9 protein-coding genes and 2 pseudogenes are annotated in these 12332 nt (G+C 66.8%); 5 read left to right on the plus strand and 6 right to left on the minus strand.

All coding sequences use genetic code 11. The annotated features are described in order from the left end of the window. Positions 1–7: 7 nt before the first annotated feature. The 5 genes and pseudogenes from ACWW1C_RS20320 to ACWW1C_RS20340 all read left to right on the plus strand — a co-directional run bounded on the left by ACWW1C_RS20320 (position 8) and on the right by ACWW1C_RS20340 (position 7231). Positions 8–1609: an acyl-CoA carboxylase subunit beta gene (locus ACWW1C_RS20320; protein WP_082763686.1), complete on the plus strand. Its 1602-nt coding sequence runs from the start codon at positions 8–10 to the stop codon at positions 1607–1609. A 5-nt stretch (positions 1610–1614) separates the two neighbouring features. Then, positions 1615–3645: an acetyl/propionyl/methylcrotonyl-CoA carboxylase subunit alpha gene (locus tag ACWW1C_RS20325; RefSeq protein ID WP_260939851.1), complete on the plus strand. Its 2031-nt coding sequence runs from the start codon at positions 1615–1617 to the stop codon at positions 3643–3645. 56 nt (positions 3646–3701) lie between these two features. Further along, a complete protein-coding gene (locus ACWW1C_RS20330; RefSeq protein WP_061003862.1) occupies positions 3702–4856 on the plus strand; it encodes an acyl-CoA dehydrogenase family protein in 1155 nt (384 codons plus the stop codon). Between the two features lie 25 nt (positions 4857–4881). Then, positions 4882–6435, plus strand: a complete 1554-nt coding sequence (locus ACWW1C_RS20335) for an acyl-CoA synthetase (protein ID WP_061003864.1) — start codon at positions 4882–4884, stop codon at positions 6433–6435. A gap of 202 nt (positions 6436–6637) precedes the next feature. Continuing rightward, positions 6638–7231, plus strand: a pseudogene (locus ACWW1C_RS20340) (TetR/AcrR family transcriptional regulator). A 6-nt stretch (positions 7232–7237) separates the two neighbouring features. Here the strand turns inward: ACWW1C_RS20340 and ACWW1C_RS20345 are convergent. From ACWW1C_RS20345 to ACWW1C_RS20370, 6 genes and pseudogenes are all read right to left on the minus strand, one after another. Then, a pseudogene (locus ACWW1C_RS20345) lies at positions 7238–8063 on the minus strand (SDR family NAD(P)-dependent oxidoreductase). Between the two features lie 50 nt (positions 8064–8113). After that, entirely contained in the window at positions 8114–9745 is a 1632-nt protein-coding gene (locus ACWW1C_RS20350; protein WP_061003866.1) for an acyclic terpene utilization AtuA family protein, read from the minus strand. Continuing rightward, entirely contained in the window at positions 9742–10554 is an 813-nt protein-coding gene (locus ACWW1C_RS20355) for a TIGR03084 family metal-binding protein (protein ID WP_061003868.1), read from the minus strand. Before ACWW1C_RS20355 ends, ACWW1C_RS20350 begins: the two co-directional genes overlap by 4 nt. Position 10555: 1 nt before the next feature. Then, positions 10556–11323, minus strand: coding sequence for an enoyl-CoA hydratase/isomerase family protein (locus ACWW1C_RS20360; RefSeq protein ID WP_061003870.1), 768 nt, complete (start codon positions 11321–11323; stop codon positions 10556–10558). 45 nt (positions 11324–11368) lie between these two features. Then, complete coding sequence (locus ACWW1C_RS20365; protein WP_061003872.1) at positions 11369–11839, minus strand: hotdog family protein; 471 nt, start codon at positions 11837–11839, stop codon at positions 11369–11371. Next, on the minus strand, positions 11836–12327 hold the full coding sequence (locus tag ACWW1C_RS20370; protein ID WP_204158393.1) for an FAS1-like dehydratase domain-containing protein: 492 nt from the start codon (positions 12325–12327) through the stop codon (positions 11836–11838). Before ACWW1C_RS20370 ends, ACWW1C_RS20365 begins: the two co-directional genes overlap by 4 nt. Between the last annotated feature and the right edge of the window lie 5 nt (positions 12328–12332).

Genomic DNA, 12332 nt, shown 5'->3' on the forward strand with positions numbered 1-12332 from the left:
GAATACCTTGGTTCACGTCCTACCCGATCACGTCGATGCAACGGCGCCCGGCTACCTCGAGAACCGCGACGGCCTGAGCGCTCAACTCGACGCCATCGCGGAGCAGCTGGCGCAGGCCAATGCCGGTGGCGGACCGAAGTACGTTGCGCGGCATCGTAAACGGGGCAAGTTGCTCGTCCGAGAACGCATTGAACTCCTGCTCGATCCCGACACGGCGTTCCTGGAACTGTGCCCCTTCGCCGCATGGGGCACCCGGTTCCCCGTCGGAGGCAGTGTGGTGGTCGGCATCGGCATCGTCGAGGGAATCGAGTCGATGATCATCGCTCACGACCCCACTGTTCGTGGGGGCGCATCGAACCCGTACACGTTCCGAAAAGTGTTCCGCGGCATGGCTATCGCGCGGGAGAACCGACTGCCCATCATCAACATCGTCGAGTCCGGCGGTGCCGACCTGCCCACACAAGCGGAGATCTTCGTGCCCGGCGGGCAGCTGTTCCACGACCTGACACAGCACAGCGCAGCAGGGTTGCCGACCGTGGCGTTGGTCTTCGGTAATTCGACCGCTGGCGGTGCCTACATCCCTGGCATGTGCGACTACGTCGTGATGGTGCGCAATCGCTCCAAGGTGTTCCTCGGCGGTCCGCCGTTGGTGAAGATGGCCACCGGAGAGGTCTCCGACGACGAATCGCTCGGCGGCGCCGATATGCACGCGCGCACTTCGGGGTTGGCCGATTTCATGGCCGAGGACGAGCAGGATGCGATCCGCATCGGCCGGCGCATCATGGCGCGGCTCAACTGGCGGAAGTGTGGCACCGGGCCCACATTGCCGCCGCACCCGCCGGTGTACGACCCCGATCAGCTGCTCGGCATCGCGTCGGTTGATCCGAAGGTTCCCTTCGACCCCCGCGACGTCATCGCCCGAGTGGTCGACGGATCGGCCTTCGACGAGTTCAAACCGCTGTACGGCACGTCGCTGGTCACCGGCTGGGCCTCGATCCACGGCTTTCCGGTCGGGATCCTCGCCAATGCGCGGGGCATCTTGTTCAGTGAGGAGGCCGAGAAGGGCTCGCAGTTCATTCAGCTGGCGAATCAGATCGACACGCCCCTGATCTTCCTGCAGAACACAACCGGATTCATGGTCGGCGCCGAGTACGAGCAGGGAGGCATCATCAAAGACGGCGCGAAGATGATCAACGCCGTGTCGAATAGCGCTGTCCCGCACGTGACCATCACCATGGGTGCGTCGTACGGTGCCGGGAACTACGGCATGTGCGGTCGGTCGTACTCGCCGCGGTTCCTGTTCGCCTGGCCCAACTCGAAGTCGGCGGTCATGGGTCCGGCGCAACTGGCCGGAGTGCTGTCCATCGTGGCGCGCGAGTCCGCCGCCGACCGCGGGCTGCCCTTCGACGAGGACGCCGACGCCCAGATGCGCACCGCGGTCGAGGAACAAATCGAGCGGGAATCCGTCGCCCTGGCCAACAGCGGTCGCCTCTATGACGACGGAATCATCGATCCTCGCGACACGCGGACGGTTCTCGGTTTCTGTCTGTCGGTCATCCACAACGGCGAAGTTCGTGGCCAGCGCGGCTACGGCGTCTTCCGGATGTGATGACGATGCCCAAGATCTCCAAGGTACTGGTGGCCAACCGTGGTGAAATCGCACGGCGAGTGTTCCGCACTTGCCGCGACCTCGGGATCGCCACGGTGGCCGTCTATTCCGACGCAGACGCCGACGCGTGGCATGTCGCCGACGCGGACGAGGCGGTGCGCCTCCCCGGCTCGTCCCCCGCCGAGACCTACCTCGACATGCGACGGATCATCGCCGCGGCCTCGCTCACCGGCGCCGACGCCGTTCACCCCGGTTACGGCTTCCTGTCCGAGAACGCCGCGTTCGCGCGGGCCTGTGCCGCGGCCGGCCTGGTCTTCGTCGGCCCACCGGCCGAGGCGATCGACGCAATGGGCTCGAAGTTAGCGGCCAAGAAGATGATCTCCGACGCAGGCGTTCCCGTACTCCCCGGTGGCGACACGACGGGGTTGTCTGCCGAACACCTCGCGAAGTTGGCGTCCGACGTCGGCTACCCGGTTCTGGTGAAGGCCAGCGCTGGTGGCGGCGGCCGGGGTATGCGCGTGGTCACCTCGCCGGATGAACTCGAGGAGGCGGTGGCCTCCGCCTCGCGTGAGGCTGCTGCCGCGTTCGCCGACGGCACCGTCTTCCTCGAGCGATACATCCAGCGCCCGCGACACGTCGAGATCCAGGTCATGGCCGACACGCACGGAAACGTCGTCTCTCTGTTCGAGCGCGAGTGCTCCGTGCAGCGTCGACACCAGAAAGTCATCGAAGAAGCGCCGTCCCCGGTCGTCGACGAGGAGTTGCGTGCACGGATGAGCGAGGCCGCCGTCGCTGCCGCGCGCGCGGTCGGGTACGTAGGCGCCGGCACGGTTGAGTTCGTCTACGACGTGGGCCGGGACGGCATGGGCGGCTCCTTCGCCTTCCTCGAGATGAACACCCGGCTGCAGGTCGAGCACCCCGTCACGGAGCTGATCACGGGCCTCGACCTGGTGCGGGCCCAGCTGCTGGTTGCGATGGGCCGCCCTCTGCCCGACGAGATGCACAACCCGCGAATTCGCGGTCACGCGATCGAGGCCCGTTTGTGCGCCGAGGATCCAACCGACGACTACCGGCCCTGCACGGGCACCCTGCGCACCATGGATGTTCCAGCGCTTACCGGCGTGCGGGTCGATTCGGGATTCCGCGCCGGTTCAGTCGTCGGTCACCACTACGATTCGCTGCTCGCCAAGGTCATCGCGTGGGCACCAACGCGCGACGAGGCCCTCTCCAGTCTCTCGGCGGCGCTGGCCGGCGCCCGTATTCACGGCGTCACCACCAATCGCGACCTGTTGGTGCGAACCCTGCGCCACGACGAGTTCGCCGGGTGCGGCACCGACACCGGATTCCTGCAACGACACGACGTGGCCGAACTCGGCGCGCCCCTGGCTGACTCACACGCCGAGAGTCTGCACGCCATCGCGGCGACCGTGGCCGGTGTGGCCGCTCGGCGTGCCGTCGCGCCCCTGCAAGCGTCACTGCCCGCCGGTTGGCGCAACAACCCCTCGCAAGCGCAGACCACAACCTGGCAAACGCAAACCGGGCGCGACATACGCATCGGATACACCCTGCATCCGACGGGAACGTCGTTGAGCGTCGATCACCAACCGTCGGCCGACCTCGCGGTCGTGGTGGGGAGCACCGAATCCGTCGTGTTGAGCGTGGGCGGAGTGCGCCGAACGTTCCACGTGCTCATCGACGGCGATCTCGCCCATGTCGACTCGGTCCTGGGCTATACCGCCTTACGAGTGGTGCCGCGCTTCGTCGACCCGAGCACGTTGACCCCGCCGGGTTCCCTCACGGCACCGATGCCCGGCTCGGTGGTCCGACTACCAATCGCCGAGGGCGAGACGGTGTCAGCCGGACAGACGCTCGTCGTCCTCGAGGCGATGAAGATGGAGCACACCGTCGCCAGCCCGATCGACGGCGTGTTGAGCGCCCTGCCGGTCGAGGTCGGCCAGCAGGTTTCCACCGGCGATGTACTCGCCGTGGTCGAGGCGGTGGACGGCGGCGAGGCGGCCTGCGCCATACAGCCCTAGGTAAAGCCAGCGCGCTGCCGACCGGCCGCGTGCTACCGCACGACGTCAGGAATGTCATGGAATTACACGAGACTGAGGAACGCCAAGACCTGCGCAAGGCGGTCGCCGAGATGGCCAAGGACTTCGGCCACAAGTACTACCTCGAGAAGTCACTCGCCGGCGAGAAGACCACCGAACTGTGGCGGGCCGTAGGCAAGCAGGGCTTCCTCGGCGTGAACCTGTCCGAGGAGTACGGCGGCGGCGGCGGCGGCATCTACGACATGCAGATCGTCGGTGAGGAACTCGCCGCGGCCGGATGCCCGCTGCTGATGACCGTCGTTTCGCCGACCATTTGCGGCACCATCATTCAGGCCTTCGGCAGTGAGGAACTCAAGCAACGATGGCTGCCCGGCATCGCGAGCGGCGAAACGATCATGGCCTTCGCGATCACCGAGCCGGATGCGGGCTCGAACTCGCACAACATCTCCACGACCGCCAAACGCGACGGTGACGACTGGGTCGTCAACGGCACCAAGTACTACATCTCCGGCGTCGACGAGGCCGAAGCCATTCTGGTCGTCACCCGGACGTCCACCAACGACCGTGGTCGCGGCCTTTTGAGCCTGCTCGTCGTGCCCACCGATGCACCTGGATTGACCAAGTCCCTCATCCCGGTGCAGGCCGTCACTCCGGAGAAGCAATTCACCCTATTCTTCGATAACGTTCGTGTGCCAGCCGCCAACCTGATCGGCGCAGAGAACGAAGGGCTGCGCCAGGTCTTCATGGGCTTGAACCCTGAGCGGATCATGGGCGCAGCACTAGGCAACGGCATCGGCCTTTACGCGCTCGACAAAGCCGCCAACTACGCACGTGAGCGGCACGTATGGGGAGCGCCAATTGGCTCGCACCAGGGTGTATCGCACCCGCTCGCCCACGCCAAGATCCAGGTCGAACTGGCGCGCTTGATGACCCAGCGCGCCGCCTCCCTGCACGACGCAGGCGACCCCGGGTCGGGTGAGGCGTCCAACATGGCGAAGTACGCCGCGGCCGAGGCAGGCATCCTGGCGCTCGACCAGGCGATTCAGACCCACGGCGGCAACGGCATGGCCACCGAGTACGGCCTCGCCACGCTCTGGGGCCCGGCCCGACTCATGCGCACCGCCCCCATCAGCCGCGAGATGATCCTCAATTTCGTGGCGCAGCACAGCCTGCGTCTTCCAGCGTCCTACTGAGCCGGCGGAAACGGAAAGAGATCACATGCAACGCGGCATCGGTCATTGGGTCACCCGGCGTTCCTTCCTCAACGCCGGGCGTACCGCGCTGATCAGCAACGGCGAGCACATCACCTACGCCGACTTGGATCGGCGCACCAACCAGCTCGCCGCCGCCTTGATCGCGCTCGGCGTGCGAAAAGGCGACAGGGTCGCAGTGCTGCTGGTCAATTCGGCCGAGTTCATCGAGGTGCTGCTGGGCTGCGCCAAGATCGGCGCTATCACCGTACCGCTCAACGTGCGGCTTGCTGCACCCGAGATCGGGTACATCCTGGCCGACTCCGGGGCCGACGTCCTCATCTTCCACGAGCCGTTGGCCGCACAAGCCACGACAGCCGTCACCGAATCCGGAGCCCGCGTGCGCCATATCGTGCGCGCCGGTGGGGTGCCGGCGACGGGTGAGCTCAGTTACGACGACCTCGTCTCAGGCGGAACGCTCGACGCGATTAACGGCGATGTCGAGGGCCGCGACCCGGCGTTCATCATGTATACGTCGGGGACGACCGGCCGACCCAAGGGCGCGATCCTCACCCACGACAACCTGCTGTGGAACGCGATCAACGTCCTCGGCACCGATATCGGCGTGCGGGGCGACGACGTCACGGCCGCGGTGGCGCCGATGTTCCACATCGGTGGCTTGGGTGTGCACACACTGCCGCTGCTCTACGTCGGCGGCACCAGCGTCATCATGCCCGCCTTCGACCCGCGAGCAACGCTGCAAGCGATGGCCGACCACCAAGTAACGATTCAGTTCATGGTGCCGGCCATGTGGGCCGCGCTCATGAAGGTGCCCGACTTCGACTCCTTCGACCTGTCCGCGCTGCGTTTCGCTATGGGCGGCGGGTCACCCGTTCCCCTGACGGTGATCGATTTCATGCGCGAGCGTGGTGTGCCCTTCACCGAGGGCTTCGGCATGACCGAGACCGCCCCGTTGGTGACCGTCCTGGACGCCGAGAACACCAGCACTCGGGCGGGGTCGATTGGCCGCGTGGCGATGCACGTCGACGCTCGCATCGTCGACGACCACGATCGCGAAGTCGCGATCGACACTGTGGGTGAGTTGATTGTGCGTGGCCCCAACGTGTTTACAGGCTACTGGATGAAGCCCGAGGCGAGCGCTGAGGCGTTCCGCGGAGGCTGGTTCCACACGGGCGACCTCGGACGCATGGACGCCGAGGGATACATCACCCTCGTCGACCGCAAGAAGGACATGATCATCTCCGGCGGCGAGAACGTCTACCCGATCGAGGTCGAGCAGGTTCTGTTCCGTCACCCGGCGGTACTCGACGCCGCTGTGATCGGAGGCGCGGACGCGAAGTGGGGGGAACGCGTCGTCGCGGTCGTCGTCGCCCAACCCGCGGTGGAAGCGCCGAGCGCCCAAGAGATAGTGGACTGGTGTCGTGAGCGGCTGGCACATTTCAAGTGCCCGCGCGACGTGCACTTCGTCGACGAACTGCCACGCAACGCCACCGGCAAGCTGCTCAAGACCGAGCTGCGTACGCAGTTCACAGGCATCGAGGCCGGAGTCGTTCTGCGCTGAGTGGCCTGCGCAGCGCCTCGCGGGTTCGGGGCAGGGTCTCTCAATCGACGTGCTGATGCGAGAATTTGGCAACAACGGCCGAGTTCAGCAGTTGCGTTGTCCTTTTCGAAGACGGTGCGGTGGGTGTCGACGCAGGAAACCCGGGCGTCGATAGGACTATCGTTCTGCGGAGCACTCCACACGTAATGATCGCGACGAACTGATAGGAGGCACGAACGCGTCTGGCTTGCGCCGCAAATTGCTTCTTGAGGCCGCCGCCGACCTGTTCGCGCGCCAAGGCTTCCACTCGGTGGGTATTGATGACATCGGTGCCGCAGCGGGGGTGAGCGGGCCAGCGGCCACTTCCAGAATAAGGATGCAATCCTGCGCGAACTGTGCGACTCCGCAATGACTGAGCTGTTAGCCGGCGCGCGACGCGCCACGACGGCCAAGACGCCGTCGGAGGTCCTGCGCACCCTGGTCGAGCTGCATGCGGCTTTCGGCGCTCGGCACCGTGGCCTGCTGGCCGTCTACGCCCGCGGGCACCGCTCACTATCGCCGCTTGCCACCCGTGCCCTTCGGGTGCCGACAGCGCAGCTACGAGGCCATCTGGGTCGACGCGCTGGTACTGGCGCGCGACGATCTGGACGACGTACGCGCACAGGGCCTAGTTGTCGCCGTGCTGTCTTTGCTGAACGCGGCCGCGCACATGCCCGCGTCGCTGGACGACGCGACAGTCGAGGCAATGCTGAACAGCGCGGCAGCTGCCGCGCTGTTCAGCGCGAGCAATGACCGGTTACGCTCGACGGCCGGCTGAGATTGCTCAGGTGTTGAAGCCGCCCCCGCAGATCAAGACCTGGCCGCTGATGTAGTCCGACTCGGGAAAGCACAGGAGGTAGACGGCACCCGCGCCGTCGGCTGGCGTTCCGGCCCTACCAAGTGGGATGGCGCATTCCATGGTCGCGAGAAGATCGGGGTTGACGCCGACCGCTAGTTCGCGACCCTGGATGTCGATCGTCCCGTCGCCACCGGCGGGAGCCTCGGTAAGGCGGGTGCGGATGAGCCCGAACGCGACCGCGTCGAGCGTCACGTTATAGCGGCCCCACTCCTTCGACATGGCCTTCGTGAGCCCGAGGACGCCGGCCTTTCCCGAGGAGTAGTTCGCCTGACCGGCGTTGCCCCCTGTACCCGCGATCGAGGAGATGTTGACGACCTTGCGGCACGCGACGTCACCGGCCTCGCTCGTTCTTCACCGCCGCGCTGATCACCGGCTGGGCCGCGCGCAAGGTCCGGAACGGCGCTTTCAGGTGCACGTCGAGGATCGCATCCCACTGTTCGTCGCTCATCTTCTGCACCACCGAGTCCCAGCTGTAGCCGGCATTGTTGACGATGATGTCCACTCCGCCGTACTCATCGACGGCCGTCTGCACGAAACGTTCGGCGAAACCGTCCTCGGTGACACTGCCCGCGCACACGACCGCAGTGCCACCGGCAGCTTCGATCGCAGCCACCGTCTCCTTCGCCGGCCCGGCGTCGAGGTCGTTCACGACCACCTTGGCGCCGTCGCCTGCCAGCTTCTTGGCGATGGCACGTCCGATGCCGCGCCCCGACCCGGAGACGAGCGCGATCTTGCCGTCCAGCTTTCCCATGCTGGGTTCGACGTTTTCTTCGTGGGTACCACCGGCGTCGTGCCGGGCGTTCAGCGTGCGTCGAGCAGCGATTCGGGAATGTCCACCACGCGGGACCGCACGTACTCCCCGAATCCCTTGGCTTGCGCGTCCGGCCGGGTCGATGATGCGACACCATCGCCGAGCAGGCCGAACACCACCACGTTGAGGGCGCGCAGGTTCGGCAGCTCGAAGCGCTCGATTCGCAGGTTCGCCGCTTCTGGCCCGAGCAGCGTGCGCAGACGCTCGACGCTGAGATACTCCCGTGCCCAGGCGTAGCCGCGGTCGTCGCGGGCCCACAGTCCTAGGTTCGCGTTGCCGCCCTTGTCCCCGGACCGCGCGCCGAGGACACTCCCGAGTGGCGCACGCCGCGTCGGCCCGGTGGGTGCGGGTGGAGTGGCGGGCGCGGCGGGCACAGCCGAAGGCGCTACGCCGGTGGGCGGGTCGGCGATCGCGTGCCGATTTCCAGCAGCATCGACGAGGACGTGCGTCAGGGCCGTGCGCGGCACGAGTGCCGGTCGGTAGATGCCGAACGCGGTCTCCGAGGACGGCGGCGTGGTCGTGTGAAAGCCAGCGAAACCGGCCAGTGCGATCTCCATGATTCCGCCGGAGAACGCCCGGCCGACCTTGCGCGGGTCCGCGTCCTTGACCGTGACACGCAGGTGCGCGCACGCCTGCTCGTTCGTCGGTGCATCGGCGACGTCGAAACGCAGCAGCCGCACATCGACTTCGTCGAAGGCGTCGCGTCCGCCGAGAACGTCGAAAAGCTGCTGTTCGGCGAAGGCCGCCTTCTCCTCGATGTCGAGGCCGGTGAGCACCATGGTCATCGAGTTACGGAATCCGCCCAGCTCGTTCAGCGCGACTTTGAGCGTGTCGGGTGGGTGGCTGCCTTTGGTGCCGCTGATGGCGACACGGTGCTCACCCCGTTGGCTCAGGCGGATGGTGTCGAAGTGGGTCACGACGTCGGGGCCGAGATAGGCCGGTTCGGCGATCTCGGCGATCGGAAACCCCGGATAGCGGCGGTCGGTGACCTCGCCCAGGAACGCGTAGTTGCCACCTGTCGCCTGCGGGCCACACTCGATCACGTGCCCGGCGACCACGGCACCCGCGAGCCGATCCCAGTCACCTGGTGCCCAGCTGTGCCACCAGGCGGCAGGACCGACCACCAGTGAGGCGTCAGTGACGCGGCCAGTCACGACGACGTCGGCGCCCGAGCGCAGCGCCTCGGTGATGCCCCAGGCGCCGAGGTAGGCGTTGGCCGACACCGGTTTGGTCTCGCCGACGGGCGGCGTGATCGCGTCGAGGCTGCCGCGCAGGTCGTCGCCCTCGACGTGTGCGACGCGCGCGGTGAGGCCGAGACGTGCGGCCAGCTCCCGCAACGCGGTGGCCAGGCCAGCGGGATTCAGCCCGCCCGCGTTCGCGACGACCTTGATGCGACGGTCCAGGCAGGTGCCCAGCACCTGTTCCATCTGGGTGAGGAACGTGCGAGCGTATCCGCCGTTCGGGTCCTTGGCCTGGGCCTTGGCCAAGATGAGCATGGTCAGTTCGGCCAGGTAATCTCCGCACAGAACGTCGATCGGGCCGCCCTCGACCATCTCTCGGGCCGCGGCCATGCGGTCGCCGTAGAAGCCGGAACAGTTGCCGATGCGGATCGGGCCGCTCACCGCGACACCCCTGCGAACTGGCCTGCGGAGCGCCCTCCGCCAGGGGGCCCGGCGAAGGCCTGCGCGATGGAGAGCCATTGATCGGCGATGGAACCGTCGGCGATCAGGGACATGTCATCGCGGTGGCGGCGCTGAGTCACCAACAGGCAGAAGTCCAGTGCGGGTCCGCGCACCCGATCGTGGGCGTCAGCCGGCCCCCACGTCCAGACGGTGCCGTCAGGGGCTGCCAGCTCGACGCGTATCGGGTCGGTGAGGGGATCCAGACCGTTGGCCAGGTAGCTGAACGCGCGCGCACCCACCCCGATGTGGGCCACGTGCCGCAGCCGTGCCGTGACCTCCCTAGTCGCGCCGAGCGCGTCGGCGACGTCCTGGCCGTGCGCCCAGGTTTCCATCAGCCGCGCGGTGAGCGACGAGACCGCGCTCATCGGCGGGCCGAACCACGGCAGGCGCGTCGCCGGTTCGATGCCTGCGAAAGTGCTGACCAGTGCGGCACGCGACGCGTCGAACCAGGCGAGGACGTCCGCTGCCGGCATGAATTGGTAGCGCGCCGCGATGACGTCGGGAGAGATGCTGTCGTCGGCCATCATCGGGAGGTACTCAGTGCTGAAACCCTCGGGGTCGATCGCCGAGCGCACCGCCACGTCGTCGAAGAAGGCCAGATGACTGATCTGGTCGCGGATGGTCCACCCAACGGCCGGAGTCGGCGCGTCCCAGCCCTGCAGACCTTCGGGCAGCGGCGCGACCAACTCGCGTATGGCGGCCGTCTCCGCTTCGATGTCGGTGATAACCGACTGCATGGTCACCGCCATGTCAGCGTCCCTTCCATTGTGGTGCGCGCTTCTCTCGGAACGCGGTCGGGCCCTCCTGCGCATCGTCGCTCAGGTAGACCGGCTCCCAGATCTCGTCTGCCAGGTCGTAGGCCGCAGCGAGGTGATGCTGTGCCGAGAGGTACACGGTCCGCTTGGATGCGAGCACCGACAGCGGAGCGTTCGCGGCGATCCCAAGTGCCAACTGCTGAGCACGCTCACACAACTGCTCGGCCGGTACCACCTCATTGACCAGGCCGACCTGGTGGGCGCGTTCGGCGGTGATCGGGTCGCCGGTCAGCAGTATCTGCATGGCGATGCGGGGCGGCACCAGCCACGACAGGGGCGCCGCCCAGGGCGACCCGCGGCCCACTTTGACCTCGCTGACCGCGAACGTGGCGTGTTCGGCGGCCACCACCAGGTCGCACTGTTGTGCGAGCAGGAAGCCGCCGGCGAACGCGATACCGTTGACCGCCGCGATCGTCGGCTTCTCGACGTCGATGTTGCGGCCGAACTGCGGAGCGAAGTCCTTCGGCGGCACTCTGAGCGCGTTGTGCGCCATCTCCTTCAGGTCGCCGCCCGCGCAGAACGCCTTCTCACCCGCGCCCGTGAGGACGAGCACCTTCGCCGCGTCGTCGTCGTTGAAGCGGCGCACCGCGTCGAACAGACCTGTGCGTACGGCATTGTTGAGCGCGTTGCGCGCCTCGGGACGGTCAATCGTCACCCAAGCCACCCCGTCGACGACCTCGTAGCGAATCGGTTGCTCGCCCACTGGTCCTCCGCTTCTCTTAACGTTGCTGCGGACGCGTTCGGTGGTTCACGTCGGCGCCGCATCGGATTCGGCGCTCAGTTCGACGGTGGCTTCGCTGGGCACGCAGGGGCCGTCCTCGCTGGAGACCACCAACTCGAGGTCGACAAGGCACCGCCCCCCGTCCTCCCGTTTGCCGACGACCTTCCCGCTCAGGATTGCGGTTTGGCCGGGATAGATCGACCGGATCATCGAGATCGTGCGACGCCGGATCAGAGCGTCGGGACCGGCCCACTCGTTGAGGCCGCGGTCGACGAAACCGTGAAAGAAGAGGGTCGACAGGTAAATCGTGCGCTGGCCCTGACTTCGGGCGTATTCGGGGTTGTGGTGGCCGGGGAACCAGTCCCACGTCGAGGCCGCGTTCATGCAGATCCGCTTGTAGGTCACCTCGATGGACACCGCGGGCAGCGAGTCGCCGACGGAGACGTCGTCGAACCGCAAGGCGGGACGCGCGGCCGCTCCCGCATCGCTCGAGGTCACGACGGCTCCCCCACTGCGTCGGTGTCGTATCGGAACAGCACGTTGGTGTTGCGCCCGATGATCTCGCCGTGCTGATCGGAGAAGGTGCTCACCGTCGTGATGAAAACGCCGATTCCTACCCGCGTTGTCTTCGGTTCGGAGATCGAGGCCACCTCCTCCACGATCGAGACGTGATCGCCGACGCGGGGCCGTCGTTCGAATTCCGTCGTCGTCGAGGCGTTGATGATGTGGTGGCCGGGCAACGGCACGCTGAGCGCCAGCAGCATGTCCGTGCGCGTGAGATGCTCCGGCACCCACTGCGGCGCGAAGCCGAGGGTCATCAGCAGCCCTGGCGGGCAGTCTTCCCCCTCCCAGTAGCTGGGGTTGGCATCTTCGACGAGCGAGCAGTAGTACAGCACCATCGAGCGGTCGATCGGGAACCATGCACGTCGCGGTTCCGTGCGATGACCGACCCATGCCCGGCCCTCTTCGACGGTCCCGAACGTCATGCCCA

The sequence above is a fragment of the Mycobacterium sp. HM-7 genome (genome assembly GCF_053852335.1).

Excerpts from the sequence above, each read along its gene's own strand:
- ACWW1C_RS20325 (WP_260939851.1), top strand. The coding sequence starts at position 1,615 with ATGCCCAAGATCTCCAAGGTACTGGTGGCCAACCGTGGTGAAATCGCA.
- ACWW1C_RS20330 (WP_061003862.1), top strand. The coding sequence starts at position 3,702 with ATGGAATTACACGAGACTGAGGAACGCCAAGACCTGCGCAAGGCGGTC.
- ACWW1C_RS20335 (WP_061003864.1), top strand. The coding sequence starts at position 4,882 with ATGCAACGCGGCATCGGTCATTGGGTCACCCGGCGTTCCTTCCTCAAC.
- ACWW1C_RS20355 (WP_061003868.1), bottom strand. The coding sequence starts at position 10,554 with ATGGCGGTGACCATGCAGTCGGTTATCACCGACATCGAAGCGGAGACG.
- ACWW1C_RS20370 (WP_204158393.1), bottom strand. The coding sequence starts at position 12,327 with ATGACGTTCGGGACCGTCGAAGAGGGCCGGGCATGGGTCGGTCATCGC.